The sequence below is a fragment of the Mycobacterium kyogaense genome (assembly GCF_036946525.1).
GTDB lineage: Bacteria > Actinomycetota > Actinomycetes > Mycobacteriales > Mycobacteriaceae > Mycobacterium > Mycobacterium kyogaense_A.
On record NZ_JAQIIY010000006.1, the window covers coordinates 120,438 to 146,591 of the forward strand.

At 69.1% G+C, this 26,154-nt stretch carries 25 protein-coding genes; 19 read left to right on the forward strand and 6 right to left on the reverse strand.

What is annotated here, in order from left to right:
* Positions 1-4: 4 nt before the first annotated feature.
* Positions 5-820, reverse strand: a complete 816-nt coding sequence (locus tag PGN37_RS02735) for an HAD-IIA family hydrolase (RefSeq protein ID WP_335329485.1) — start codon at positions 818-820, stop codon at positions 5-7.
* 76 nt (positions 821-896) lie between these two features.
* Between PGN37_RS02735 and PGN37_RS02740 the strand changes: the two genes are divergently transcribed.
* The 8 genes from PGN37_RS02740 (at position 897) to PGN37_RS02775 (ending at position 11,536) form a co-directional block, all read left to right on the forward strand.
* Complete coding sequence (locus PGN37_RS02740) at positions 897-2,552, forward strand: FAD-binding dehydrogenase (protein ID WP_335329486.1); 1,656 nt, start codon at positions 897-899, stop codon at positions 2,550-2,552.
* 14 nt (positions 2,553-2,566) lie between these two features.
* Complete coding sequence (locus PGN37_RS02745) at positions 2,567-4,252, forward strand: alpha-keto acid decarboxylase family protein (protein WP_335329487.1); 1,686 nt, start codon at positions 2,567-2,569, stop codon at positions 4,250-4,252.
* A gap of 4 nt (positions 4,253-4,256) precedes the next feature.
* The gene (locus PGN37_RS02750; RefSeq protein ID WP_335329488.1) at positions 4,257-5,174 is read left to right on the forward strand and encodes an SDR family NAD(P)-dependent oxidoreductase; all 918 of its coding nucleotides are present in this window, start codon (positions 4,257-4,259) and stop codon (positions 5,172-5,174) included.
* A gap of 14 nt (positions 5,175-5,188) precedes the next feature.
* A complete protein-coding gene (moeA, locus tag PGN37_RS02755; RefSeq protein WP_335329489.1) occupies positions 5,189-6,391 on the forward strand; it encodes a molybdopterin molybdotransferase MoeA in 1,203 nt (400 codons plus the stop codon).
* A gap of 28 nt (positions 6,392-6,419) precedes the next feature.
* Complete coding sequence (locus PGN37_RS02760; protein ID WP_335329490.1) at positions 6,420-7,136, forward strand: phosphatidylserine decarboxylase; 717 nt, start codon at positions 6,420-6,422, stop codon at positions 7,134-7,136.
* Positions 7,133-7,993, forward strand: coding sequence for a CDP-diacylglycerol--serine O-phosphatidyltransferase (gene pssA / locus PGN37_RS02765; protein WP_335329491.1), 861 nt, complete (start codon positions 7,133-7,135; stop codon positions 7,991-7,993). The genes PGN37_RS02760 and pssA overlap by 4 nt, the downstream gene beginning before the upstream one ends.
* 1 nt (position 7,994) lies before the next feature.
* A complete protein-coding gene (locus PGN37_RS02770; RefSeq protein WP_335329492.1) occupies positions 7,995-10,184 on the forward strand; it encodes an AAA family ATPase in 2,190 nt (729 codons plus the stop codon).
* 272 nt (positions 10,185-10,456) lie between these two features.
* Positions 10,457-11,536, forward strand: coding sequence for a hypothetical protein (locus tag PGN37_RS02775; RefSeq protein ID WP_335329493.1), 1,080 nt, complete (start codon positions 10,457-10,459; stop codon positions 11,534-11,536).
* 18 nt (positions 11,537-11,554) lie between these two features.
* Here PGN37_RS02775 and PGN37_RS02780 read toward each other — a convergent pair whose 3' ends face one another.
* A complete protein-coding gene (locus PGN37_RS02780; RefSeq protein ID WP_335329494.1) occupies positions 11,555-13,051 on the reverse strand; it encodes a potassium/proton antiporter in 1,497 nt (498 codons plus the stop codon).
* Positions 13,052-13,107: 56 nt separating this feature from the next.
* Between PGN37_RS02780 and PGN37_RS02785 the strand changes: the two genes are divergently transcribed.
* The 11 genes from PGN37_RS02785 to PGN37_RS02835 all read left to right on the forward strand — a co-directional run bounded on the left by PGN37_RS02785 (position 13,108) and on the right by PGN37_RS02835 (position 23,184).
* Positions 13,108-13,791: a potassium channel family protein gene (locus tag PGN37_RS02785; protein WP_335329495.1), complete on the forward strand. Its 684-nt coding sequence runs from the start codon at positions 13,108-13,110 to the stop codon at positions 13,789-13,791.
* Positions 13,792-13,857: 66 nt separating this feature from the next.
* Positions 13,858-16,749: a Na+/H+ antiporter subunit A gene (locus tag PGN37_RS02790; RefSeq protein ID WP_335329496.1), complete on the forward strand. Its 2,892-nt coding sequence runs from the start codon at positions 13,858-13,860 to the stop codon at positions 16,747-16,749.
* Positions 16,746-17,216, forward strand: a complete 471-nt coding sequence (locus tag PGN37_RS02795; RefSeq protein WP_335329497.1) for a Na(+)/H(+) antiporter subunit C — start codon at positions 16,746-16,748, stop codon at positions 17,214-17,216. Before PGN37_RS02790 ends, PGN37_RS02795 begins: the two co-directional genes overlap by 4 nt.
* A gap of 5 nt (positions 17,217-17,221) precedes the next feature.
* Complete coding sequence (locus PGN37_RS02800) at positions 17,222-18,838, forward strand: Na+/H+ antiporter subunit D (RefSeq protein ID WP_335329767.1); 1,617 nt, start codon at positions 17,222-17,224, stop codon at positions 18,836-18,838.
* A gap of 29 nt (positions 18,839-18,867) precedes the next feature.
* Complete coding sequence (locus PGN37_RS02805; protein ID WP_335329498.1) at positions 18,868-19,404, forward strand: Na+/H+ antiporter subunit E; 537 nt, start codon at positions 18,868-18,870, stop codon at positions 19,402-19,404.
* On the forward strand, positions 19,401-19,688 hold the full coding sequence (locus PGN37_RS02810; RefSeq protein ID WP_335329499.1) for a monovalent cation/H+ antiporter complex subunit F: 288 nt from the start codon (positions 19,401-19,403) through the stop codon (positions 19,686-19,688). The genes PGN37_RS02805 and PGN37_RS02810 overlap by 4 nt, the downstream gene beginning before the upstream one ends.
* A complete protein-coding gene (gene mnhG / locus PGN37_RS02815) occupies positions 19,685-20,053 on the forward strand; it encodes a monovalent cation/H(+) antiporter subunit G (protein WP_335329500.1) in 369 nt (122 codons plus the stop codon). Before PGN37_RS02810 ends, mnhG begins: the two co-directional genes overlap by 4 nt.
* Complete coding sequence (locus tag PGN37_RS02820; RefSeq protein ID WP_335329501.1) at positions 20,034-20,744, forward strand: SAM-dependent methyltransferase; 711 nt, start codon at positions 20,034-20,036, stop codon at positions 20,742-20,744. Before mnhG ends, PGN37_RS02820 begins: the two co-directional genes overlap by 20 nt.
* Before the next feature lie 59 nt (positions 20,745-20,803).
* On the forward strand, positions 20,804-21,088 hold the full coding sequence (locus PGN37_RS02825; RefSeq protein ID WP_335329768.1) for a type VII secretion target: 285 nt from the start codon (positions 20,804-20,806) through the stop codon (positions 21,086-21,088).
* A gap of 48 nt (positions 21,089-21,136) precedes the next feature.
* Entirely contained in the window at positions 21,137-22,453 is a 1,317-nt protein-coding gene (locus PGN37_RS02830; RefSeq protein WP_335329502.1) for a hypothetical protein, read from the forward strand.
* A complete protein-coding gene (locus PGN37_RS02835; RefSeq protein ID WP_335329503.1) occupies positions 22,450-23,184 on the forward strand; it encodes a hypothetical protein in 735 nt (244 codons plus the stop codon). Before PGN37_RS02830 ends, PGN37_RS02835 begins: the two co-directional genes overlap by 4 nt.
* Here PGN37_RS02835 and PGN37_RS02840 read toward each other — a convergent pair whose 3' ends face one another.
* The 4 genes from PGN37_RS02840 to PGN37_RS02855 are packed head-to-tail and all read right to left on the reverse strand — an operon-like array spanning position 23,185 to position 26,133.
* A complete protein-coding gene (locus PGN37_RS02840) occupies positions 23,185-23,817 on the reverse strand; it encodes an LON peptidase substrate-binding domain-containing protein (RefSeq protein WP_335329504.1) in 633 nt (210 codons plus the stop codon).
* A gap of 1 nt (position 23,818) precedes the next feature.
* Entirely contained in the window at positions 23,819-24,958 is a 1,140-nt protein-coding gene (locus PGN37_RS02845) for a glutamate--cysteine ligase (protein ID WP_335329505.1), read from the reverse strand.
* On the reverse strand, positions 24,939-25,664 hold the full coding sequence (gene sodC / locus PGN37_RS02850) for a superoxide dismutase[Cu-Zn] (RefSeq protein ID WP_335329506.1): 726 nt from the start codon (positions 25,662-25,664) through the stop codon (positions 24,939-24,941). Before sodC ends, PGN37_RS02845 begins: the two co-directional genes overlap by 20 nt.
* Before the next feature lie 10 nt (positions 25,665-25,674).
* On the reverse strand, positions 25,675-26,133 hold the full coding sequence (locus tag PGN37_RS02855) for a LytR C-terminal domain-containing protein (protein WP_335329507.1): 459 nt from the start codon (positions 26,131-26,133) through the stop codon (positions 25,675-25,677).
* Positions 26,134-26,154: the final 21 nt, after the last annotated feature.

The window sequence follows — 26,154 nt, forward strand, 5'->3', positions numbered from 1 at the left end:
ATCGCTAGAGCCCGAGCAGTGCCGGAAGATCAGCCACCGAATCGATGACGTGGTTCGGCTGCATCGCGAATTCGTCTGCGGCCCAACGGTCCAATGTGTCCTGTCGGAACTTGCCGGTGCGCACCAGCACACCCGTCATACCCACGACCTGGGCAGCGAGCACGTCGTTGTTGAGGTCGTCGCCGATCATGTACATCTCGTCGGCGTCCACGCCGAGCCGGCCCGCCGCCGACAGGAACCCCTCGGGTGCGGGCTTGCCCACCGCGGTCGCCTTGCGCCCCGAGGTCTCCTCCATACCGATCAGGTACATGCCGGTGTCGACGCGCAAACCGTCGGTGGTGGTCCACGCGGTGCTGCGGTGCATCGCGACCACCGGCACGCCCTGGGCCATCCAGTCGTACACCCACGACAGCGTCTCGTGCGTGTACTCCCGCCCGGCCCCGCCGAGCAACACCACATCAGGGGCCTCCGGAGCCTGCGGGCCCGTGAAATCGGTCGAGTAGACCAGGTCGATGCCCGGCATGTCCTCGCCGATCTGCCCGCTGTTGACCAGGAAGCAGCGGGCGTCGGGATAGCGGTCACGCACGTAGTCGGCGGTCAGCGCGGCGGCGGTGATCACCTCGTCGGCGCGTACGGACATGCCGGCGTCGGTGAGCAACCCGGCGATCTGGGCCCGGGTCTTGGTGGTGGTGTTGGTCAGATAGGCGCAGGCCACCTGGTGTTCGGTGAGCGTGCGCAGCGTCTCGGCCGCACCGGGGATCGGCTGCCAGGAGGTGACCAGCACGCCGTCGATGTCGAACAGCACTCCACCGATCGCCATGGTGCGACAGTAAACGGCCGCCGGATGTGCGCAACCCGTAGGCCCTGCCGGCCGATTCACACTAGGGTTCGACGCAATGACAACCCAGTCGGCCGACGCGATCGTCGTCGGTCACGGTCTGGCCGGGTTGGTCGCCGCAGCCGAGATCGCCGAGGCCGGACGGACGGTCATCCTGTGCGATCAACAGGGGCCGGCCGACGACGGCGGCCAGGCCTACTGGTCCTACGGCGGGCTGTTCATGGTCGACACCCCCGAGCAGCGACGCCTGGGTATCAAGGACTCCCCCGATCTGGCGTTGCGCGACTGGTGGAGCTCGGCGGAGTTCACCGACGGCCCGGCCGACGAGTGGGCCCGCCGCTGGGCTTCCCGCTATGTCGAGTTCGCTGCCGGCGAGAAGCGTCGCTGGCTGCGCGGGTTCGGTTGGCGCGCCTACCCCCTGCCGGTGTGGCCGGAGCGGGGCGGACACGGCGCACTCGGCTCGGGCAACAGCGTGCCGCGCTTCCACATCACGTGGGGCACTGGCCCCGGGCTCGTGGAGATCTTCGCGGCGCGCGTGCGCTCGGCCGTCGCCGCCGGTCGTATCCGGCGGCTTCACCGGCACCGCGTCGAGGAGATCGTGCTCGACGGCGGCGCGGTGTCCGGTGTGCGGGGCGCCCGGCTGGCGGCCTCGACGGGCCCGCGCGGGGCCGCGTCTGCCTCCGAGGTGATCGGCGACTTCGTCCTGCACGCGCCGGCGGTGCTGCTGGCCACCGGCGGCGTCGGCGGCAGCCCTGAGCGTGCCCGCGAATTGTTCACGCGCAGTTTCGGTTCGGAGCCGACGGATATGCTGTGCGGCAATCCCGCCTACGTTGATGGACGCATGCTCGACACCGCCCGTCAGGTGGGGGCGGCGGTGGCCAACGAGGACAGGCTGTGGTTCTACCCCGACGGGGTACGCAACATCGATCCCGTGTGGGCGAATCACGGAATCCACGTGACTGCAGGCCCGTCGGCGCTGTGGCTCGACGGTGCCGGGGTGCGCTTCCCGCCGCCGCTGTACCCGAATTTCGACACCGTAGGCGCGGTCCGTCACGTCGTCGCATCGGGTTTCAGTTACTCGTGGCTGATCATGAACCGTGAGATCTTCCGCAAGGAATTCGGGATGTCGGGCCAGGAGCTCAATCCCGCGGTCACCGGCAAGCATCCGTGGCTGGCCGCCAAAGGGACTGTACGACCGCGAATCTCGCCGCTGTGGCAGCGATTCCTCGACGAGGGTGAGGACTTCGTCACGGCGCCGTCGATCCCTGAGCTGGTCGCCGGGATGAACGCCGTGCCCGGTGTGTCGTCGGTGGATCCGGATGTGGTGGCCCGCGAGATTCGCGCCCGTGACGCGCAGGCGGTCAACGCCTACAGCAAGGATCCGCAGTTCGCCGCGATCCGCAACGCGCGTCGGTACCTGCCCGACCGGTTCCGTATCGCTGTTCCGGCACCCATCGACGATCCGCGGCACCGGCCGCTGATCGCGGTCAGGTTGCGCATCACCACGCGAAAGACGTTGGGCGGGTTGCTCACCGACACCGACGCACGCGTCCTGCGCGGCGACGGCACTCCCATCGCCGGCTTGTTCGCCGCGGGTGAGGCCGCCGGGTTCGGCGGCGGCGGTGTGCACGGGCAGCGTTCTCTGGAGGGCACTTTCGTGGGCGGCTGCCTGTTCACCGGGCGGGTGGCGGGCCGCAGTATCGGGCGGGGATGAGGCGAGGGGAAGTTATGAGTACGCACCAACGGATCGGCGAGTTCCTGCTGCGGCGACTGCGCGAGATCGGCACGTCCCACGTCTTCGGCGTGCCCGGGGACTACAACATGGCGTTCCTCGAACAGATCGAGGCCGATCCCGACCTCACCTGGGTCGGCACCTGCAACGAACTCAACGCCGCCTACGCCGCGGACGGACACGCCCGCGGCGGCCGACCCGGCGTTCTGCTCACCACTTACGGGGTCGGCTGCTTGAGCGCCCTCAACGGCGTCGCAGGTGCCTACTGCGAACACATCCCGCTGATCCACCTGTCGGGTTCACCACCACTGCACGCGACGCGGGACGGTCTGCGACTGCACCACAGCCTGCTCGACGGCGGATACCGCAACGTGCACCGCGCGTTCGCCGAGTTCACCGCGTACAGCGAGACGATCACGCCGCAGACCGCGGTCGAGGTCATCGACCACGCGTTGCTGACCGCGCACCGCACCCGTCGGCCCGTGCGTCTGGAGCTGCCGTCAGATCTCAGCCACGTCGAGATCACCGTTCCGACAACCATTCTGGACGTTGCGACCACGTCGGGTGTCGCGTCGGCGTCCCGGGAGGCCGCGGCCGTCCTGAGTGGGGCACTTGCCGAGGCGCGCCGGCCGCTGCTGGTGGTCGACCTGCCCGCGATCCGCCGTGGGCTGATGCCCGCGATCGAGGCATTCTGCGCCGCACACGGCGTGCCCTACACCTGTACCGTCCCCGCGGCGCACACCGCCGACCCGGACGCGCCGCTCTACCTCGGGCTGCTGCCCGGTTCCGGGCGGGCCCAGCAGGCGTTCGCCGCGGCCGATCTGCTGATCAGTTGCGAACTGACCGAAACCGACGTCACGACAGCGGGATTCACCCTCGACTACGCCGATCGACCGCATGTCCGGCTGAGCGCCGACGCCGTCCAGAGCGGCACCGAGGTGTACTACGGCACCGACACGGCCGACGTCCTGGCCGCCACCCCAACAGCGACGGCCACCGCACCCGAGCCGCCACCTGCCCCCGAGCCGCCCGAGGTCCCGGAGCCCGACGCGCCGCTGACCCAACGTGCCGTCTTCGACGCTCTCGCAGGCTTTCTCGGGCCGGACGACGTCCTCGTCGCCGAGACCGGCACCGCCGGCCAGAACACCTCCGGGCTGCAGCTGCCGCACGGGCTGCGGTACGTGAACCAGACCAGCTGGGGCTCGATAGGTTTCGCGCTGCCCGCGCTGCTGGGCGCGGCACTGGCCGAACCGCAGCGGCGGCACGTGCTGTGTGTCGGCGACGGCTCGTTCCAGGTGACCGCCCAGGAACTCTCGACGATCCTGCGCCTGGGACTGACTCCCGTCATCGTGCTGCTCGACAACCGCGGCTACACCATCGAGCGCGCGATCATGGGGGCGAAGAGCCCGTACAACGACGTCGCCGCGTGGCGTTACACCGACCTGCCGCGCGCCTTCGGCGCCGACGAGCACTCGCTGCTCCTGCGCTCGTGCCGGACCGGGGCGGAGCTGGCCGCCGCGTTCGACGCCGCATCTCATCAAGCATCCGATGGGTCCCGGCGGTTCACGCTCATCCGGGTCCACCTCGACCCGCTGGACATGACCCCGGCGACCGAGGGGGTCGGCGAGATGACGCGGGTCTTCGACTACGGAGTGAAGGCGCCTGCCAACCCCCTAGGGTGATGCCATGAGTGCGAAATGGACCGCATCCGACGTCCCTGACCAGTCCGGCCGCGTGGCCGTCGTCACCGGCGCGAACTCGGGCATCGGCTACGAGGCCGCCCTCGTGCTCGCCGGCCGCGGCGCCCGGGTCGTGCTCGCGGTCCGCGACAAGACCAAGGGTGAACAGGCGGCAGACCGGATTCGGGCGGCCCATTCCGGCGCGCAGGTCGAGGTCCAGGAGCTGGACCTGACGTCGCTGGCGAACGTTCGGGCAGCCGCGGAGGCACTGCGCGCGGCGCACCCGACGATCGATCTGCTCCTCGACAACGCCGGGGTGATGTATCCGCCCAAGCAGGTGACGGCCGACGGCTTCGAGCTGCAGTTCGGCACCAACCACCTGGGGCACTTCGCCTTCACCGGGCTGCTGCTCGACCATCTGCTGTCCGTCGAGGGGTCCCGGGTCGTCGTGGTCGCGAGCATCGCCCACAACATCCAGGCCGACATCCACTTCGACGACCTGCAGTGGGAGCGCGGCTACAACCGCGTCGCCGCCTACGGCCAGTCCAAGCTGGCCAATCTGATGTTCACCTACGAGCTGCAGCGCCGGCTCGCCGCCGCCGGCGCGAAGACCATCGCCGTGGCCGCCCACCCTGGCATCTCGAACACCGAGCTGATGCGCCACATCCCGGGCTCGGGTCTGCCCGGCTTCTCGGCGCTGGCCGGCCTGGTCACCAACAGCCCGGAGATCGGCGCGCTGGCCACGCTGCGGGCAGCTACCGATCCGGATGTGCGCGGCGGCCAGTACTACGGCCCCTCCGGTTTCCGCGAGCTCGTCGGGCACCCGGTGCTCGTGCAGTCCACCCGCAAGTCCCACGACGTCGCGATCCAGCAGCGGCTGTGGGCAGTGTCCGAGGAGCTGACCGGCGTGAGCTACCCGGTCTGATGCGCAGCGTCTCGATGCGCAGTGTCGATGAGCACCGCAGGCTGGTCGGCTCGCTGATCATCGCGCGGCCACCGATGGCGCTCCCGCTGGCCGACGCGCTGGGGCTGGCGATGGCCGAGGACGTGGTCGCCCCGCTGTCGTTGCCCGGGTTCGACAACTCCGCGATGGACGGATACGCCGTGCTGGCCACCGACATCGCGACGGCCTCGGACTCCGCGCCGGTGCGCCTGCCCGTCGCCGAGGACATCCCCGCCGGCCGCACCGACATCCCGACGCTGCAGCCGGGCACAGTGCACCGCATCATGACCGGCGCGCCGCTGCCCCACGGCGCCACCGCGGTGGTGCCGGTCGAGGCCACCGACGGCGCCGTGGACACCGTGACGATCCGCGCCTCCGCGCGCGACGGTCAACACGTCCGGCGCGCGGGTGAAGACGTGACCGCGGGGACGACGGTGCTGCAGGCCGGTCAGGTGCTGACACCGGCCGCGCTCGGACTGGCCGCCGCACTCGGCCTGCAGACGGTGACGGTGACGCCGCGCCAGCGGGTGCTGGTCGTGTCGACGGGCACCGAGCTGGTGGCTGCGGGCACCGAGTTGGCCCCCGGACAGATCTACGAATCCAACGGCGTGATGTTGGCCGCCGCGGTCCGTGACGCCGGGGCCGAGGTGATCGCCTCCCCCACCACCGGCGACGACGTCGATGCGTTCCGGGCGACGCTCGCCGCCCATGCCGGTGACGCGGATCTGATTTTGACGACGGGCGGGGTCAGCGCCGGCGCGTACGAGGTGGTCAAAGATGCGCTGAGCGGCCCGTCGGGCGGGGTCGAGTTCGTCAAGGTCGCGATGCAGCCCGGGATGCCGCAGGGCGCGGGAGCGATCGACGGCACCCCGGCCGTCACGCTGCCGGGCAACCCGGTCAGCGCGCTGGTGTCGTTCGAGGTGTTCGTCCGGCCCGCGCTACGTACCGCGATGGGGTTGCCCCAGCCCGAGCGGCCGCGGCGCACCGCGATGCTCACCGAGGACCTCACCTCGCCGCGCGGCAAGCGGCAGTTCCGGCGCGGCGTGCTGGACCACGTCACCGACACCGTCACCAGTTACGGACCGCCCGCGTCGCACCACCTGCGCTGGCTGGCCTCGGCGAATTGCCTGCTGGAGCTCGACGAGGACACCTCGGAGGTGGCGTCGGGAAGTCGCGTGCAGGTGTGGGACCTGCGTTAGGGAGAGCCACCGTACTATTGGGCCCACGATGGCCAGACGCCCCGACCTCAAGACAGGCCCCGCGCGGCTGGCGGCGCTGATCCGCACGTCCGTTCCCCCGATGCACCCCGCAGGCCTGCCGTTCGTCGGCGCCAGCCTGGCCGTGGCGGTGGCCGGACGCCGGAACCGCTTCGTCCGCCGCGCCGGCCTCGCCTCCGCCGCCGCCAACGCCGCCTTCTTCCGGCATCCGCCGCGCACCCCACCGACGCGGCCCGCTGTCGTCGTCGCCCCCGCCGACGGGCTGATCTGCCTGATCGAGGAGGAGGTGCCGCCGAGCGAACTCGGGTTGCCCGCCGAACCGCTGCCGCGGGTCAGCATCTTCTTGTCGCTGCTGGACGCCCACGTGCAGCGGGCTCCCGTCGGCGGTGAGGTGGTCACGGTTGCGCACCGCCCCGGCCTGTTCGTGTCGGCGGAACTGGCCGCCGCCAGCGCCGACAACGAGCGCAACAGCGTCGTGATCCGCACGCCGGAGGGCCAGCAGGTGATCGCCGTGCAGATCGCGGGTCTACTGGCTCGCCGCATCGTGTGCACCGTGTCGCCGGGCGAGAAGATCGGCATCGGCGACACCTACGGCCTGATCCGGTACGGCTCGCGCCTGGACACCTACCTGCCCGCCGGCTCACGGGTGCTGGTCTCGGTGGGCCAGCGCACCCTCGCCGGGGAAACCGTGCTGGCCGAACTGCCCGCGCCGGCCGAACTGCCATGAAGCCACGCAAGCCGCGGCTGAAGGCTCCGGTGGTCAGCGCCAGGATCCTGCCCAGCGCGATGACGGTCGCAGCCATCTGTCTCGGGCTGAGCGCGGTGAAGTTCGCGCTGGACGACCGGCCCACCGAAGCGATGGCGTTCCTGGCCATCGCCGCGATCCTGGACGCGCTCGACGGCCGCACAGCCCGCGCCCTGAATGCCACCTCTCGGATGGGTGAGGAGATCGACTCCCTGGCCGACGCGGTGAATTTCGGTGTGGCACCTGCGTTCATCGTCTACGGCACGCTGTTGTCGCATTCGCGCGTCGGCTGGATCGTGGTGCTGCTGTACGCGGTGTGCATCGTGCTGCGGTTGGCACGGTTCAACGCAATGCTGGATCTCGATCAGCCGGACTACGAGAAGAAGTTCTTCGTCGGCATGCCCGCCCCGGCGGGCGCGATCGTCGCGATCGCTCCGCTGGCAGCGAAGATGCAGTTCGGCGACGGGTGGTGGACTTCCGAACCGGCCGTGGTGATCTGGATGATCGTGGTGTCGCTGCTGGTGGTCAGCACGTTGCCGATGCGCAAGATCCACACGTTCTCCGTACCGCCGAATGCGGTTGCACCCTTGTTGGCACTGCTGGCCATCGGCGTCGCCGCGTCGATCCTCTACGGCTACGTCGTGATTCTGCTGATCGTCATCGGCTACCTCCTGCACATCCCGTTCGCGATCCGGACTCGGCGCTTCCTGGCCGCTCACCCCGAGGTGTGGGACGACAAGCCGCGGCAGCAGCGCGCCGCGCGCCGCGCGATCCGGCGGGCGCAGCCGCATCGCCGCTCGATGATGCGCCTGGGCCTGCGTCGACCGCCCCGGAGCTGAGATGGCACAGCTGACGCTGACCGCGCGGTTGAACACCTCGGCGCTGGACTCCCGCCGCGGCGTGGTCCGGTTGCATCCGGAAGCGATTGCCGCACTGGGCATCCGCGAGTGGGACGCGGTCTCGCTGACGGGGTCGCGCACCACGGCCGCGGTGGTGGGGACGGCGCCCGACGGCGTGCCGGCCGGCACCGCACTGCTCGACGACGTCACGCTGAGCAACGCCGGGCTGCGCGAGGACACACCGGTGCTGGTCGCCGCGGCCACCGTGTACGGGGCGCGGTCGGTGACGCTGACCGGGTCCAACCTGGCGAGCCGGTCGATCACCCCGGCCACCTTGCGGCAGGCCCTGCTGGGCAAGGTGATGACGGTCGGCGACACCGTGTCGCTGCTGCCGCGCGACCTGGGGCCGGGCACGTCGACGTCGGCGGCGACGGCCGCGTTGGCGGCATCGGTCGGCATCGTGTGGACCTCGGAGCTGCTGACGGTCACCGAGGTCGACCCCGCGGGACCGGTGAGCGTGCAACCGAATTCGCTCGTCTGCTGGGGAACGTCGAGCGGTGCCACGCAGAACGGGTCGGTGACCGCCGCGACCTCGCAGACCCACGTCGTCACCGAGGGAGCGGCACCGGCGTTGAACGTCGACGACCTCAAGGGCGCGCACGCCCAGGCCGGCCGGCTGGCCGAGTGGCTCAAGCTCGCGCTCGATCAGCCCGAGCTGCTCCACACACTCGGCGCCACCGCCAATCTCGGTGTCCTGGTCTCCGGACCTGCGGGGGTCGGCAAGGCCCGATTGGTCAGGACCGTGTGCAGCGGCAGGCGACTCGTAGAGCTCGACGGCCCTGAGGTGGGCTCTCTACGGCCCGAGGATCGGCTGGCCGATGTCGCCTCGGCGGTCCGCTCGGTGCGTGACGGCGGCGGGGTGCTGCTGATCACCGACATCGACACGCTGCTGCCGGTTCCCGCGGATCCGGTGGCCACGCTCATCCTGGCCGAATTGCGTTCGGCGGTAGCGACATCGGGGGTCGCGTTCGTCGCGACCACCGCAACTCCCGACGCGGTCGATCCGCGGCTACGCGCGCCGGACCTGTGTGACCGCGAGCTGGGGTTGAGCCTGCCCGACGCGGGCGTGCGCCGGCAGTTGCTCGAGGTGCTGTTGCGCGATGTTCCCGGAGCGGATCTCGATCTGAAGGAAATCGCCGAGCGCACACCGGGTTTCGTGGTCGCTGACCTGGCCGCGCTGATCCGCGAGGCCGCACTGCGCGCGGCAGCGCGAGCGAGCGGGACCGACGCGGCGCCCGAGCTGCGGCAGGAAGACCTGACGGGGGCGCTGAGCGTCATCCGGCCGCTGTCCCGCTCGGCCGCCGAGGAGATCTCGGTCGGCTCGGTCACGCTCGACGACGTGGGCGACATGGTGGCCACCAAGCAGGCACTCACCGAAGCGGTGCTGTGGCCGCTGCAGCATCCCGACACGTTCGCCCGCCTGGGTGTGGAGCCGCCGCGCGGCGTGCTGCTCTACGGACCACCCGGCTGCGGCAAGACCTACGTCGTGCGCGCGCTGGCCAGCTCAGGACGGCTGAGCGTGCACGCGGTCAAAGGCGCTGAGCTGATGGACAAGTGGGTGGGCTCATCGGAGAAGGCGGTGCGCGAATTGTTCCGCCGGGCGCGTGATTCCGCGCCGTCGCTGGTCTTCCTCGACGAGATCGACGCGATGGCGCCGCGGCGCGGTCAGAGTTTCGACTCCGGGGTCACCGACCGCGTGGTGGCCGCGCTACTCACCGAACTCGACGGGATCGAGCCGCTGCGCGACGTCGTGGTGTTGGGTGCGACGAACCGTCCGGACCTGATCGACCCGGCGCTGCTGCGGCCCGGCCGGCTGGAGAAGCTGGTGTTCGTCGAACCTCCCGACGCCGAGGCGCGTGCGCAGATCCTGCGCACGGCGGGCAAGTCGGTGCCCCTGGCCCGCGACGGGGCGAACGCGGTCGACCTCGATGCGCTGGCCGCCGAACTCGACGGCTACAGCGCGGCTGACTGCGTGGCATTGCTGCGCGAGGCGGCGCTCACCGCGATGCGCCGGTCCGTCGACGCCGCCGACGTGACCGCCGCGGATGTCGCTGCGGCCCGCGAGGCGGTGCGCCCGTCGCTGGACCCCGCGCAGGTGGCGTCGCTGCGGGCGTTCGCCGACGCACGCTGAGAAACCCCAACGCGAGGGGGTTCCCCTATTGGCACCCCCACCCTTCCTGGTGTTTGCTGAACAGATAGGCATCGGAGCCGGGGAACGGAGACACCATGGGGTTCATCGAACGGGGCAACGCCGTCGTCGCGGCAACAGCGGTCGCAGGAGCGACATTACTGGCTAACCCAGCGCCGGCACCGCAGCGAAGCGGTCCAGCCCATTCCAGCGCCGAGGTGAATTTGACTGCCTCGTCAACAGGCCTCACGCCGTGGCCCGCGCTTCCGCCCCTGGTGAGCACCCGCGCCGGCAGCGAATCCACTGCGGTGGCCGCCCAGGATCTCGCCTCGGTGGCCGACGACATCGACGCCGCGTTCCTCGCCTCCCGCACCGCGTCCCGCACCGACTTCACCGAGTTTGCCAACCAGCTCGGCTACCTGGGTAAGCAGCTCTACATCGGCTACAACTTCATCGAGAGCATCGTGGCGAGCACCGTGTTCAACGGCACCGACATCGCACGCGGAGAAGGAGTGCTGCGCAACGTCGGGCAGATCGCCGGGGACATCCTGCTGTCCGCGGTCTTCGTCGCGATCGACGAGATCAGCCTAGCGTCGCCGGACACATACCCGATCGCGATCACGCGCCCGCCGACGGATCGTCCCGCCGGGTGGACCGACGCGCTGGCGCCGAACCGCTACGACCCGCTGATCGTCCCCGGCGGCACCACCGCCCTGCAGGCCGCCGCGGCAGACCGGCCCACCCCGTTCCTGGACGGCATCGACAACGCGTTCATCGACGGCACGGTGGCGTTCCGCACGATCGTGACCCCGGCACTGAACCTCCTCGGACCCATCGGGAGGCAGCTCTACATCGGCGTGAACTTCGCCGAAAGCGTGCTCGCCAGTGCGGTCTTCAACAGCACCGACGTGCTGCGCGGCGAAGGCCTGTTTCGCAACATCGCCGAATTCGGCTCCGACGTCGGCCGATCGGTCCTCTTCGTCGCCATCGACGAGGCCGCCAACGGTCGCGAGGCGACTCCGATCGCCATCGAACGCGCTCCGCAGGGGGAACGTCCGCTCCGATGGGAAGACGCGGACCCGCCGTTCGAGGGCCCGCTGACGGTGCCCGACCGGGGCCCGGACGACGCCACGGAGGACAGCACAGGGGCCGACCGCGCGGAGACGCCGACCCGGCCGTCGCTGGTGTCGACGTGGACGGCCAAGGCCGCTGAGCGCGCGGAAGCACGTGCCGAAAGGGCCGAGCAGAGGGCGCAGAAGAAGGCCGAACGGGAGGCTGCCCGCGCCCACAAAGCCGAGAAGACCGACAAGACCGAGAAGTCTGACACCGCCGAAAAGGCGAGCGACACAGAATGATCGATCGGCGAACCGGGCTCAGCCCGGCTCGCCGTACTCGTCGAACCAGTAGGCCAGCTTGCCGCGGCGGCTGACCGCACGCAGCCGCCGCTCGGCCTCGTCACGCGTCGCCGTCGTCGTCACGATCATCACCTCGTCGCCGATCTGGAGTCGGGTCAACGGCTCGGGCACGAAGGCGCGGCTGTCTCGGATGATCAGCGTGATCACGCTCGGATCGGGCAGCCGCAACTCGAGAACCGTGACGTTATGCAATCGCGACCCGGGCACGACGGTCATCGTCATCAGCTCCGCACCGAGCACGTCCAGCGGCGCCGCGTCGACCTGGATCTCCCGCGTGGTGTCGCGCGGGATCAGGTCCAGCCACTCGGCGACCCGGCGCAGGCTGGGCCCCTGCACCAGCGTGAACACCACGACGAGGATGAACACGATGTTGAGCAGCCGGCCGCTGCCCGGCACGCCCGCCACGATTGGATAGGTCGCCAGCACGATGGGCACGGCGCCGCGCAACCCCGCGTAGGACAGGAACGCCTGCTCCCGCCACGCCACGCGAAACCCGAACAGCGACACGACAACCGACGCCGGTCTCGCCAGCACCAGCAGCACCAGGCCGATGACGATCGCCGGCACCAGCTCGTCGAGCAGCTGGTCGGGCGACACGAGCAGACCGAGGATCACGAACAACCCGATCTGGGCCAGCCATCCGAACCCCTCGGCGAAGGAGCGGGTGGCCGAGCGGTGCGGCAGACCGGAGTTGGCGAGCACCACGCTGGCCAGGTAGGCCGCCAGGAACCCGCTGGCGTGCGCGGAGCCGGCCGCGGCGAACGCCAGCATGCCCAGCCCAAACGTCGCCAACGGGTACAGGCCTGCGGCGGGCAGCGCCGTGCGACGCAGCGCCATCGCGCCGAAGAACCCGCACCCCAGTCCGATCAGCGCGCCGACGGCCAGCTCGTAGACCAGGGTTCCCGCCACCGTCGCCGGCTCGAGCACCAGCGGCGTCACGCTGAACAGCAGCACGAGGATCACCGCGGGCGCGTCGTTGAATCCGGACTCGGCTTCCAGCAGCCCGCCGAGGCGCCGCGGCAGCGGCACCACCCGCAGCACCGAGAAGACGGCTGCGGCGTCGGTACTCGACACGATCGCCCCCAGCAGCAATGCCAACTGCCACGACATCCCGAGCAGCAAATGCGCGGCCAACGCCGTGATCAAGGTGCTGACGAGCACGCCGACGGTGGCGAGCACGCTGGCCGGCGCCAGCACCTTGCGGATGTCGGAGAACCGCGTCGTCAGACCGCCCTCGACCAGGATCACGCCCAGAGCCGCGGTCCCGAGATCCTGGGCCAGCTGCGCGTTGTCGAAGGCCAGGCCCAGGCCGTCCTCGCCGACGAGTACGCCCACGCCGAGGAACAGCAGCAGACTCGGCAGCCCGGCTCCGGTGGCCAGCCTGGTGGCGGCGATGCTCGCCAGCAGCACCAGGCCCCCGATGAACAGCGCCACGTACAGCTCGTGCAGTGTCACTGTTTCCTCGCTGCAGGCACTTGTGTCGCGATCAGTAAATCAGCACAGTCGTGTCCATGCGGATCGCGATCGCCGGAGCGGGTGCCGTGGGCCGCTCGGTGGCCCAGGAACTGGTGGACTACGGCCACAAGGTGCTGTTGATCGAGAAGGAGTTCCACCGCTACGAGCCGGCGACGGTGCCTCGCGCGGAGTGGTTCCTCGCCGATGCCTGCGAGGTGTCCTCCCTGGAGGAGGCCGAGATGCACATCTGCGACGTTGCGATCGCCGCGACCGGTGACGACAAGGCCAACCTCGCGATGGCCCTGCTCGCCAAGAGCGAGTTCGGCATTCCCCGGGTGGTGGCCCGCATCAACGACGCCCGCAACGAGTGGTTGTTCACCGAGGGCTGGGGCATCGACGTGGCGGTGTCGACTCCGGTGGCGATGGTCGCGGCCGTCGAGGGCGCCATCGACGTCGGGCACATCGTGCGGCTGATGGCGCTCGGTCGCGGCCCGCGGGAGCTGCGCGGCGAGGGCAGCGCCAATGTCGCGTCGTTCACGCTGCCCGCCGGCAGCCCGCTGGTGGGTCGACGGGTCGGCGATCTGGCGATGCCGCGCGACAGCGCTCTGGTGACGGTGCTGCGCGGGAACCGGCTGATCGTTCCGGAGGCCGCCGACGTGTTGCGCGACGGGGACGAGATCCTCTTCGTGTGTGGCCCGGACGGCGAGGATCGCATCGAGGTGATGGTCACCGGCCATTGAGCGGACACAAGCCGGTGACATCGGGCCCGTAGACTGGGGCCTCGCCGACCCCGACGAAACGGAGCCATGCTCGCCATCCTCACTGCGCACGCAGTGGCCACCCTGTTGGCGCCCGTTCTCGTCCACCGGTGGGGTCGGCGCGCGTTCTATCCGCTGGCGCTGGTCCCCCTCGGCTCCCTGATCTGGGTCGCCGGGCACTGGCCGGGTAGCGGCCCCGGGCAGCAGTTGACGATTCCCTGGGTGCCCGGCCTGTCGATGGACATCGTGCTGCGCTTCGACGCGCTCGCGGCGATCATGAGCGTGCTGGTCCTGGGCATCGGCGCGCTGGTGCTCTTCTACTGCGCCGACTACTTCCACCACCACGACGGGCACACCGAGAAGCGCCTGCCCAGCTTCGCCGCCGAACTGGTCGCGTTCTCCGGGGCCATGTTCGGGCTGGTGACCAGCGACAACATGCTGCTTCTCTACGTGTTCTGGGAAACCACGACCGTTCTGTCGTTCCTGCTGGTCGGTCACTACGCCGAGCGCGCGATGAGCCGACGCGCGGCCACGCAGGCGCTGTTGGTGACGACGTTCGGCGGGTTGGCGATGCTGGTCGGGATCGTCATCCTGGGCAACCGCGCCGGCACGTTCCTGATCTCCGAGCTGGTGGCGAACCCGCCGACCGGGGTGGCCGCCTCGGTAGCGATCGTGCTGGTCCTCATCGGTGCCCTGTCGAAGTCGGCGATCGTGCCGCTGCACTTCTGGCTGCCCGGCGCGATGGCCGCACCCACCCCGGTCAGCGCCTACCTGCACGCGGCCGCGATGGTCAAGGCCGGCGTGTACCTGATCGCGCGGCTCACGCCGGGGTTCTCCGACTCTCCGGAGTGGCGCCCGACGGTGGTGGGGCTGGGGCTGCTGACCATGCTGCTGGCCGGCTGGCGAGCGCTGCGCGAGTACGACCTGAAGCTGATCCTGGCCTTCGGGACGGTGAGCCAGCTCGGCTTCATCACGCTGATGGTCGGCGCGGGCGGCAGCGAGATGATGCTCGCCGGCCTGGCGATGCTGTGTGCGCACGCACTGTTCAAGGCGACGCTGTTCATGGTCGTCGGGATCATCGACCACGCGACGGGCACCCGCGACATCCGCAGGCTGGCCTGGCTCGGCGATCGCAGCAAGCCGCTCCTGGTCATCGGGTGCGCCGCGGCGGCCAGCATGGCGGCGCTGCCGCCGTTCCTCGGTTTCGTCGCCAAGGAAGCCGACTTCGAGACCGTGCTGCACAGCCCGACGCTGGGTGCCGCGGCGCCGTTCGTGCTGGCCGGGATCGTGTGCGGCTCGGTGCTGACGACCGCCTACAGCCTGCGCTTCGTGTTCGGTGCGTTCGGCCGTAAGGGTCTGCCGCAGCCGAGCACGCGGGTGACGGAGATGCACCGCCCCGAAGTGCCCTTCCTGTTGCCGCCGGCGATCCTGGCCGCGGCCGGGTTGGCGTTCGGCGTGTGGCCCACCGGGCTCGATCACGTGCTGAGCGGCTACGCCGACCAGGTGCCCGATCCGGCCGGGTACGACGCCGACTACCACCTCGCGCTGTGGCACGGAGTGAACCTCCCGTTGCTGCTGTCGGTGCTTGTGCTGGCGACGGGCGCCGCGATGTATGCGGGCCGCAACCGGCTGCGGCGCGCCCGGTTGAACTTCCTGCCGCTGGCCAACGCCGACCGCATCTACGACGCGGTGCTGCGCGGCGCCGACGTGATGTCGGTGCGGCTGACCGCGGTCACCCAGCGCGGCTCGATTCCCGCGACGCAGTCGGTCATCCTGACCACCCTGGTGCTGCTCCCGTTGGCGGTGCTGGCGCTCGGCGCGCGCGATCGCCCCAACTTTGCGCTGTGGGAATCGGCGCCGCAGGCGGTGGTGGGCCTGATCATGCTGGCGGCCGCGTTCGCCGCGTGCGTGATGCGCAACCGGCTGGCCGCTGTCCTGCTGGTCGGGGTCACCGGCTACGGCTGCGGCGTCATCTTCGCCTTCCACGGCGCCCCGGATCTGGCGTTGACGCAGTTCCTGGTCGAGACGCTGACGTTGGTGGTGTTCGTGCTCGTCCTGCGAGTGCTGCCCGCCGAGACCGGCGGCGCGGACATGCGTCGCTTCCGCGTTCCCCGGGCGGTGCTGGCGGTCGCCGTCGGTGTGACGGTGACCGTGCTGGCGGCGTTCGCGATGGCGGCACGGTCCGGTCGCCCGATCGCCGAGTTGCTGCCGGAGGCTGCGTATCTGCGCGGCCACGGCGCCAACACGGTCAACGTGCTGCTCGTCGACATCCGAGCCTGGGACACCCTCGGGGAGATCTCGGTGCTGCTGGTGGCGGCCACCGGCGTGGCGTCGATGGTGTTCCGCAACCGCCGCTTCGGGGCCGCACCGCGGGTGGCCGACGCCGGGCAGCCCGACATCGGCAAGCTCGCGGTGTACTCCCACAACAGCCCGGCTGCCGGCGAGGTGACCTGGCTGCGCGGCAGCGAGTTGCGCGACCCGCGCAACCGGTCGCTGGTCCTGGAGGTCGCGACACGACTGATCTTCCCCGTGATGATGGTGCTGTCGGCGTACTTCTTCTTCGCCGGCCACAACACTCCAGGCGGCGGATTCGCGGGTGGTCTGATGGCCGGTCTGGCGCTGGTGCTGAGGTACCTGGCCGGTGGTCGCTACGAACTCGGTGAGGCGCTGCCGCTCGACGCCGGCAAGATCCTGGGCGCGGGCCTGGCGCTGGCCGCCGGCACCGCGACCGCGTCGCTGCTGCTGGGTGCGCCGGTGCTGTCGTCGGCGCTGATCCAGGTCGACGTTCCGGTGCTGGGCACGGTCAAGTTCGTCACCGCACTGTTCTTCGACATGGGGGTGTACCTGATCGTGGTCGGCCTGGTGCTCGACGTGTTACGCAGCCTGGGCGCGCGCATCGACGACGAGATTGGCGAGATGGGCAGGGCGCGACAGTCATGACGACGTATGTGATCTCGCTGGTCATCATCGGTGGGCTGACCACCGCGGGCGTGTACCTGCTGCTGGAGCGGCATCTGACCCGGATGTTGTTGGGGCTGTTGCTGATCGGCAATGCGATCAACCTGCTGCTGCTGTCGGTGGGTGGCTCGGCGGGCAATCCGCCGGTGCGGGGGCGGACCAGTGCGGACAACACCGCGACCGCAGATCCGTTGGCGCAGGGCCTGATCCTCACCGCGATCGTGATCACGATGGGGGTGGCGGCGTTCGTGCTGGCGCTGACCTACCGCTCCTATCGTCTGAACACCCGTGAAGAGGTCAGCAACGATCCCGAGGACATTCGGGTGTCGCAGCAGTCGGGCACCGAGGTGGGCGAGGAGCTCGAGGGCCGGCTCGAGCCCGACCGCACCCGCGACACCGATCTGCCTGACGAGCTCGACGCGATTCCGGGTTACGAGGGGTCGCGATGACCCAGATGATCCCGGCGCACCTCGCCGCTGTGTTCACCCCGCTGCCCGTGTTGATTCCCATGCTCGCCGCGGCATGCACCCTGGTGGCGGGCCGGCGGCCCCGGCTTCAGCGCATGCTGGCCGTCATCGCGCTGTCGGCGGTGCTCGTCGTCTCCGCTGTGCTGGTGTATCTCGCGGACCGGGACGGAACCATCGCGCTGCAGGTCGGCGGCTGGGGTGTCTCCGAACCCGGCATCGGTCCGCTGGGCATCACGCTCGTCGTCGACCGGCTCTCGGCGCTGATGCTCGTCGTGTCGTCGATCGTGCTGCTCGCCGTCGTGTTCTACGCCATCGGGCAGGGTGTCCGGGACGGTGACGGCCGTCAGCCCGTGTCGATCTTCCTGCCCACCTACCTGGTGCTGTCGGCGGGCGTGTTCATGGCGTTCCTGGCCGGCGATCTGTTTAACCTCTTCGTCGGCTTCGAGGTGCTGCTCAGCGCGAGCTTCGTGCTGCTGACCATCGGCGCCAGCCGGGAACGTGTGCGCGCGGGCATCTCCTACGTGATGGTGTCGATGGTGTCGTCGCTGGTGTTCCTGTTCGGCATCGCGCTGGTGTACGCGACCACCGGAACGCTGAACATGGCGGAGCTGTCGGTGCGGCTCGACGGGGTGTCCGAAGGCACCCGCACCGCGCTGTTCGCGGTGCTGCTGGTCGCGTTCGGTATCAAGGCGGCGGTCTTCCCGCTGTCGACCTGGCTGCCCGACTCCTACCCCACCGCGCCCGCACCCGTCACCGCGGTGTTCGCCGGCCTGCTCACCAAAGTCGGTGTCTACGCGATCATCCGGGCCCACTCGCTGCTCTTCCCCGGCGGTTCGCTGGACAACGTGCTGCTGGTCGCCGGCCTGGCCACGATGTTGATGGGCATCCTGGGTGCGATCGCACAGAGCGACATCAAGCGTCTGCTGTCCTTCACCCTGGTCAGCCACATCGGCTACATGGTCTTCGGCATCGCGCTGTCCAATCAGCTGGGCATGTCGGGCGCGATCTATTACGTCGCCCACCACATCCTGGTGCAGACCACGCTGTTCCTGGTCGTCGGCCTGATCGAACGGCAGGCTGGGGCCTCGACACTGGAGCGCCTCGGCGGGCTGGCTGCGGCGAGCCCGGTGCTGGCGTTCGTGTTCGTGGTGCCGGCACTCAATCTCGGTGGCATTCCGCCGTTCTCGGGCTTCATCGGCAAGGTGGCGCTGCTGGAGGCAGGCTCGGAGTCGGGGTCGGTGCTGGCGTGGCTGCTGGTCGCGGGCAGCGTGGTCACCAGCCTGCTCACCCTCTACGTCATCGCCCGGGTGTGGACCAAGGCGTTCTGGCGATCCCGCAAGGACGCCCCCGAGGGCCACCTGTCGGGTGGCGCGCCGACGGTGCTGATGGACAGCCCCGAAGACGCGGTCGACATCGAGTTCGTCGACCGTGACGATGTCGGCAAGATGCCGATCGGCATGCTCGTGCCCACCGGAGCGCTGATCGCGGTCGGACTCGCGCTGACCGTCGCCGCCGGGCCGATCTTCGCCTACAGCGACAGGGCGGCCGCCGAGGTGCTCGACCGCGGCGTGTACATCACCGCGGTACTCGGGAGTGATCGATGATGAGCGCTCGCGCGAAGAACAAAGCATCCATGAGGACGATCGCGCTGCGGATTTGGATGGTGTGCTGGCTGATCCTCGTGTGGGTTCTGCTGTGGGGCACCGTCTCTGCGGCCAACATCCTGTCCGGGCTGCTGGTCGCCCTGGTGATCACGCTGCTGCTGCCGTTGCCGCCGGTTCCCGTAGAGGGTCGGCTGCATCCGATCCCGCTACTGCGCCTGATGGTGACGGTCGTCTACTACCTGCTCAGCTCGTCGGTGCAGGTCGCCGCATTGGCGCTGAAGCCCGGCCCGCCACCGCTGACCGCGGTGCTGCGGGTGCACCTGGCGATCAAGTCCGACCTGGTGTTGGTGCTGGCGGTCAACATCATCAACCTCACGCCGGGCACCATCGTGCTCGAGATCGACCAGCCGCGCCGGATGATCTATGTGCACGTGCTCGACGTCGGTTCCGACCGCACCGTCGCGCGATTCTACCGGCAGGTAGCGAACCTGCAGAAGCTGTTGGTCGCCTCGTTCGAGCGGGACAGCGACTGGCGCCCCGCCGGACAGAAGGAGGACGCGCTGTGACCGTCGTGTGGATCATCGCAGGCGCCATGCTCTCGGCCGCGGCGTTGGCCACCATGTTCCGGATGCTGTTGGGTCCCACCACCCTTGACCGGCTGGTGGCGTTGGACACCCTGGTGGCGGTCGCGCTGTGCGCGATCGGTACGTGGGCGGCGTTCAGTCTGGACACCACGGTCACCTACAGCCTGACCGCGCTGGCGTTGATCACCTTCGTCGGGTCGGTCAGCGTCGCCCGGTTCCGCGTCCCCGACGTCGCCGACCCGGCCGAGAAGGGACCGGCGCGATGACGGGGTTCGATATCGCCGCTGCGATCCTGATTCTCAGCGGATCGGCGCTCGCTCTGACCGCGGCGATCGGTGTGGTCCGCTTCCCCGACACGCTGTCGCGCATGCACGCGGCCACCAAGCCCCAGGTGCTCGGACTCCTGCTCGTGCTGCTGGGCGCGGCGCTGCGGCTGCGTGGTCACGTCGACGTCGGCATGCTGATCCTGACGGGGCTGTTCACCGCGATCACCGCACCGGTGATCGCCAACCGGGTGGGCCAGCTCGCCTACCGCGAGCAGAACGTCCGCGACGATCTGATGACCACCGACGAGATGCATGATTTCGCCGACGAGAGGGAATCCGGCGGCCATGATGCGCCCCAGCGGTGACCAGCCGGGTCGCACTGACCTGAGTGTCGCTGCGGTCCGCGCCTCGGAGACCGAGGCCGACCATCCGTTGTTCACCGATCCGTACGCACATCTGCTGCTGGTCGACGCCGGACAGGTCGACCTGCCCGCGTCGGGGCCGGGATACTCCGCGGCGCGCACCAAATGGTTCGACGACTACGTTCTGGCCGCGGGGGCTGCGGGGCTGTCGCAGGTGGTGGTGCTGGACGCCGGGCTGGACACCCGCGCGTGGCGCCTGCCGTGGCTCAGCGACGCCGTGATCTTCGACGTCGACGAGCCCGCGGTGCTGGCGCACAAGACACGGATCATGGACGCCTCCGATGCGCAGCTGGGCGCCAAGTACGTTCCGGTGCCTGCCGCCACGACCGGCGACTGGCCGAAAGCGTTGCGAGAGGCCGGTTTCGACCCTAACGAGCCGACAGCCTGGATGGCAGAGAGTCTCGTGCCGGACATGGCCGACGACGCCGTGGTGACGCTGATCGATCAGATCACGCTCTACAGCGCACGGGGCAGCCACCTCGGCGTGGAGGTCGCGGAACCTCATGTGGCGCAGACGTTGTGCTGTCACCGGTGGGACGTGCGCTCGACAGATGCCGGCGATGCGATGCGGCGCTATCACCGGGACCACGACAACGCGCCCGCGTATTCGTTCCTGCACGCCGTCCTGCTGTAGGGCAGGAAATTGGTGTCAGGAGCCGTACCGAGGCTGCAGTAACCTCTGACAGTGTGACCTTGATGGTGGATCCCGAGATCCTGCGCGCATTTGCGAGCCAGGTGGAAGCGGCTTCGGCGTCAATCCGCGGCGCGGACGTGGGTGGGAAAGTAACCGAGGCGGCCGCGGGGCTGGCAGGTTCCACGACTGAGTGGGCCGCACGGCTGGTCGGCGGACACGTCGCCACCCAAGCCGACGGCATCGCCGCGAACGTCGACAAGATGGGAGTGGCGGTACGTGGCGCGGGGAACGCCTATGAGGTCACAGATGCCGGTCTGGCCGGAAGCTTCAACGGAATCTTCTGATCGGTGTTGCCGTCGCGCTCGCGCCTCGAGAGCTGGAACCCTGACTCTTTGGGGTTCACCGGTCCCGCCGTTCGCTTCTCAGGCGAATCCGTCGAGGGGGCAGTGGACCGTGTGAAAACGAATCTGGCGATCATGCCGGAAACGAAGGCATGGGAGGGTCCGGCCCATAACGCCGCGTCCGCGATGTTCGACCGCGCCCATCACAGCTCAGTCGAATTCAGCGAGTACACCGCTGTGATCGCCAAAGCTTTCGAGGCAGGCGCCGACAGGATCGGTGCTGCGCGGAAAGCATTGTTGGACAAGGCTGACGAAATTGATCGAGGACCGCTGAACGTCACGGAGGGCTGGGTCGTACTCATCGACCCTGGCTCGCAATCCGCCGACGAAATCTCCGAATTGATGAAGCTCGTCGCCACCGAACAGGCCGCAGTCAACCAACTACTGCTCGCCGTCGGCGATGCCGATACCGCGACGGCCGACGCTGTGATGGCAGCCGCGAAGCCGTTCGGCTTCACCGCGCCCAACGGCGGTCTGCCGGAAATGATGGTGCCCGCTGCTCAACGGCCCGCCGACGAAGTGCCGAATCCGAGCAACGCGTTGGGTTTTCTGCAGCAGGCGACGGTTCGTGGGGAGGAGATGGGTACGACAGTTCGGGAAACGCGATCCCGCTACAACGATCAGGGCCACTTCGAAAAGACACTGATCATGCAGGACGGCAGCCGGCATGTCATCACCGAGTACGAAGAGAACTACGCCCGCGGCGTTCCGGACATGGTCGAAGAGGAGCACATCGACGCGAACGGAAACGTGATATCGCGGAGCAGCTCGACTCGCACGTCGGGGGGATACAAGAGAACGATCATGAACTGGGCTGATGGCACCCAGTATGTCGTGAGCGAGACACCGGAAGGCGTTGTGTCAGCGTCGATCAACCTTCCCGACGGCAGGAGCGCCGTGATTCCGCCCGACAGCCCCCTGCTCACGTCCGTACCGGAAAGCATCGGCCAAGTGCTGACTGGAGTGGAAGCCCACGTCGATGGCGGCGGCAAGGTTCCCATGCTGTCGATGGATTCGGTCGAGAAGGTCGGGGCCGGAGCGAAATACGGTGGTATGGCACTTGGCACAATGACTGCGATGTATGACTTCTTGCGCGCCCCGACCCCCGCTGATAAGTGTGTGTCGGTCTTCGCCAGCACGTTCGGCCTCGCAGGCAACGCAGCCGGAGCAGCGGGCGGCGCAGCCGTGGGCGCGCCCATTCCGATTCCGGGCAGCACAGTGGGCCTTGCTGTCGTGTCATCGGTGGCTGCAGGCTCGTGGATGACGTCTGTGGGTAAGAGGGTCGGCGAAGTGCTCTGTGGCTCATGACTCGAGTGACACCGCCGCCCAACTGGTCTCGCGGCCTGTCGCCCCTTGCTTGGTTAGGCGTCGCCGTGCTCATCGGCGGGTCCATCCAATTCTGGGTTCAGACGCTCCTAGCTGCGCAGCGCGCGTCGTTGACCGGCGCGCTCGGGTCGGCAGGACTCGCGGTGTTCTGCACCGGAGGCATGGCTGCCCTCGTGCTGACCTTCAAGGCGTCGGCGACACCGTATGCCGGGTGGAGTGATTCGGGTACCACGGTCCGTCTTCACCCTGCCATCGCGCGGACGTGGGGCACTGCCCTCGTCGGCGGCGTCGTCGGCTCGTTGTTCACCGTGTGGTTCGGATCCGTGTCGACAGTCAGCCGCTATCTACTCATTTCTCTACTGGTCCTCTCGGTACTCGGACTGTTGGCTTTCGCGCGGAGCCGAGAAACTGGATACCTGCGGATCGGCCCGGAAGGCATTACTTTTGGCGACATCCTCCGCACGCGCGTCGCGCGATGGGACGAGATACAAGCCATCACCGATCATGCGGACACCAAATCGCGGAATCCGATCGTCTTCAGTCTCGGCGACAGAAAGCCGCTCGTCATTGCCAACGCAGATCGCTACGCCTCAAGTGGTCCCACCCTCTACTGGATGGTGCGCCACTACTGGTTGAATCCCGGGTCGCGCGATGAACTCACCGACGGTCAGGCACTGCAGCGTCTGCGGGGCCACGACTTCGGTCGCGGGTGATCAATCCGAGAGCTGGAATTCCACCATCGCGGTGACGGTGTCGACGGCCTCGGACAGCGCGGCCACGCGGTCGGCGACCGTCGGAGCGGCGAGTATCGAGTAGCGGTCGGCCTGGCCCATCGGCAGCCGAGCTGTCAACGCGTACAACCACAGTGCCGCATCACCGGATTCGTCGGCGCCGACCACGATGTCGCGTGCGTTCACCTCGGCGTCCCGCGCGGCCGCGATCCGCTCGAACAGCGCCACCATCCGGTCCTCGATCTCCCGGATCGAATCGGCGGTCACCGGCGCTCCCGGCTGGTCGGGCCACTGCTCGATCACCGCCCGCGGATACGGCGCGTCCGGTAGCCATTCGAGGACCCGGAACCGTTCCCTCATGGCGCATTTCATCACGTACTGGCCGGCGCCGAGATCCTGGTGTTCGGTGATGTGCGCGACGGTGCCGACGTCGCTGCGGCTGTCACCACCACCGACCTCGCGGCCCGCCGCGATCAGCACCACGCCGAACGCGGGATCCGGCGCGGCCAGGCACGCCTGCACCAGAGCCGAGTAGCGCGGCTCGAAGATCTTCAGCGGCAACGTCTCTCCGGGCAGCATGGCCACCTCGAGCGGGAACATCGGGATCGTCGGCACGTCAGAGCACCAACTCGGCGATCAGCCCGTCGACGACGGCACGCAGATCCCCGTCGGTTTCCTCGGCGATCCGGCGCTGCCGCTGGTAGGAGGCGCCGTCGCGATAGATGTCGGCGACGGAGGCGAGTTCGTCGACACAGCCCAGGGATCGGGCCACCGGCGTCAGCCGCTCCAGCTGCTCGTCGAGATCCTCGGTGACCAGCCGCTCGTTGCTGTCGGAGTCGAGAATGATGATGGCGTCCAACCCGTATCGCGCCGCACGCCACTTGTTCTCCTGCACATGCCACGGCGGCATCACCGGAAGCGTCTCCCCCGCGTCCAGGCGGCGGTCGAGGTCGACGATGAGGCAGTGTGTCAGCGCGACCAGCGCCGCGAGTTCCTTCAGGTTCGAGACCCCGTCGAAAATCCGCACCTCCACCGTCCCGAGGTGCGGGGAAGGCCGTATGTCCCAACGGATCTCGTTCATGTGGTCGATGATGCCGGTCTTCTTCTGGTCGGCGACGAAGCCTTCGAACTCACGCCACTCCTGGAAGTGGAACGGCAGGCCCGCGGTCGGCAGTTGCTGGAACATCATCGCGCGGTTGCTCGCATAGCCGGTGTCCTCACCGTCCCAGTAGGGCGAGGATGCGGACAGCGCGAGCAGGTGGGGGTAGTAGTCGAGCAGCGAGGTGATGATCGGCATCACCTTGTGCGCCGAGGAAACACCGACGTGCACGTGCACGCCCCAGATCAGCATCTGCCGGCCCCACCACTGGGTGCGCTTGATCAGCTCGGCGTAGCGCGGCGCGTCGGTCAGCTTCTGCGCCGACCATTTCGCGAACGGGTGGGTGCCCGCGCAGAACAGGTCCATCCCGCGGTCTTGCACGATGTCCCGCACGGGCCGCAGCGTCGCGCGCAGATCGTCCATCGCCTCGGGTGCGCTGTCACAGACCCCGGTGACGACCTCGATGGTGTTGCGCAGCAATTCCTTGTGCACGCGCGGGTTCTCGCCGACTTCGGCGATCACCGAGGCTGCCTCGTTGCTCAGGTCACGTGTCTGTGCGTCGACGAGCGCGAACTCCCACTCGACGCCGAGCGTGGGCCGGGGCGACCCGGCGAAGTCGATGCGGTCGGCCCGACGATCAGCCCCGAGTGATGACACCGCACGCCACCCGAGCTCCGGCGTCGCCGGTCGCCAGGGTGGTCTGATCCGGCGGCGGCGCGCCGTTGACCTGGCTGTAGCGCTCCGGCGGGATGTTGGCGAAGTTGTCGGCCTTCTCGTGGATGATGATCGACGTCCCGGCGCCGTCGAGAAGCTGATCCGCGGTGAAGGCGTCGGTGGTGGTGATGAGCTTGGCCGAGCCGTCCTCGCGTACCTGCAGCGAGGCGAGGTCGCCGCTGGCGGGATGGCCGCTGTGGCCGGGCACCTGCAGGTGGCCGCCCGCGGAGTTGAAGTTCGCGGGGGCGCCGCCGGTCGGGGCGACGGAATTGGCCTCGCACTTGCCCACGGAGTGGATGTGCAGGCCGTGGAAGCCGGGGGTGAGCTGGCTGGTCGCCGAGGTCTGCACGGTGATGGTGGCGTATCCACCGGAGAACGCGATGTCGGCGGTGGCGACGGTGGTGCCGTCGGCGGTCTTGAGATCGGCCTTCAGCGTCTCGCCGCCGGCGGCCGGGGACTGCCCTTCAGCGGAACCTCCCTCGTTGCCGGAACCTCCCTCGCCGGCTGACGACGACGGTGACGGGGCACCGGTCCATACCGGGGGCGTGGTGCCCGGCGCATCGGTGGGCACGTCGCCCGGAGGCGAACAGGCGGCCAACGCGAGTGCGGGCGCTGCGAACAAGGTGGCGGCGGCGACGGTCCTGCGCATGTGCAAGAGCCTAACCGGTGACCGCGACGATCACGCCCGGCGGCTGCTCTGTCAGCTCGGGCAGCCGCGGCGCCACCGGCGCTTCCAGCAATCGGCCCACCTCTTCGGCGGCCTGCTGTTCGCCGGGGGCATCGCTGAAGAACACCGTGGTGACGGTCGTGTCCGGGAGGGTCAGGTTGCCGGTCTCGGTCACGTTCCAGCCCGCTTCGCGCAGCCGGTCAGCGGTGCTCTGCGCCACGCCCTCGGTGGTCGAGATGTTGAACACCCGCACGTCGGCTTTCGCCGGCGGGGCGGTGCTCGACGGTGTGGTCGGGGTGCTGGTGATCGACGTCGCGATCGAGCTGCTGTCGGAGTCGTCGTCGCTGCCGCCCATCGACTGGAAGCCGACGAGCAGGAACACCACGCCGAGGAACAGCAGGACCATGACCATGGCCCGGATAGGCAGTCCCGAGGATTCTCGCTGGTTCATCGGCGCCTACTGTATCGGCTC

Bases quoted from the DNA above. Each gene is read 5' to 3' on its own strand.
- PGN37_RS02855 (WP_335329507.1), bottom strand. From the start codon at position 26,133: ATGAACCAGCGAGAATCCTCGGGACTGCCTATCCGGGCCATGGTCATG.
- sodC (WP_335329506.1), bottom strand. From the start codon at position 25,664: ATGCGCAGGACCGTCGCCGCCGCCACCTTGTTCGCAGCGCCCGCACTC.
- PGN37_RS02790 (WP_335329496.1), top strand. From the start codon at position 13,858: ATGCTCGCCATCCTCACTGCGCACGCAGTGGCCACCCTGTTGGCGCCC.
- PGN37_RS02740 (WP_335329486.1), top strand. From the start codon at position 897: ATGACAACCCAGTCGGCCGACGCGATCGTCGTCGGTCACGGTCTGGCC.
- moeA (WP_335329489.1), top strand. From the start codon at position 5,189: ATGCGCAGTGTCGATGAGCACCGCAGGCTGGTCGGCTCGCTGATCATC.
- PGN37_RS02805 (WP_335329498.1), top strand. From the start codon at position 18,868: ATGAGGACGATCGCGCTGCGGATTTGGATGGTGTGCTGGCTGATCCTC.
- PGN37_RS02735 (WP_335329485.1), bottom strand. From the start codon at position 820: ATGGCGATCGGTGGAGTGCTGTTCGACATCGACGGCGTGCTGGTCACC.
- PGN37_RS02745 (WP_335329487.1), top strand. From the start codon at position 2,567: ATGAGTACGCACCAACGGATCGGCGAGTTCCTGCTGCGGCGACTGCGC.
- PGN37_RS02750 (WP_335329488.1), top strand. From the start codon at position 4,257: ATGAGTGCGAAATGGACCGCATCCGACGTCCCTGACCAGTCCGGCCGC.
- PGN37_RS02800 (WP_335329767.1), top strand. From the start codon at position 17,222: ATGATCCCGGCGCACCTCGCCGCTGTGTTCACCCCGCTGCCCGTGTTG.
- PGN37_RS02770 (WP_335329492.1), top strand. From the start codon at position 7,995: ATGGCACAGCTGACGCTGACCGCGCGGTTGAACACCTCGGCGCTGGAC.
- PGN37_RS02760 (WP_335329490.1), top strand. From the start codon at position 6,420: ATGGCCAGACGCCCCGACCTCAAGACAGGCCCCGCGCGGCTGGCGGCG.
- PGN37_RS02820 (WP_335329501.1), top strand. From the start codon at position 20,034: ATGATGCGCCCCAGCGGTGACCAGCCGGGTCGCACTGACCTGAGTGTC.
- pssA (WP_335329491.1), top strand. From the start codon at position 7,133: ATGAAGCCACGCAAGCCGCGGCTGAAGGCTCCGGTGGTCAGCGCCAGG.
- PGN37_RS02835 (WP_335329503.1), top strand. From the start codon at position 22,450: ATGACTCGAGTGACACCGCCGCCCAACTGGTCTCGCGGCCTGTCGCCC.
- PGN37_RS02785 (WP_335329495.1), top strand. From the start codon at position 13,108: ATGCGGATCGCGATCGCCGGAGCGGGTGCCGTGGGCCGCTCGGTGGCC.
- PGN37_RS02795 (WP_335329497.1), top strand. From the start codon at position 16,746: ATGACGACGTATGTGATCTCGCTGGTCATCATCGGTGGGCTGACCACC.
- mnhG (WP_335329500.1), top strand. From the start codon at position 19,685: ATGACGGGGTTCGATATCGCCGCTGCGATCCTGATTCTCAGCGGATCG.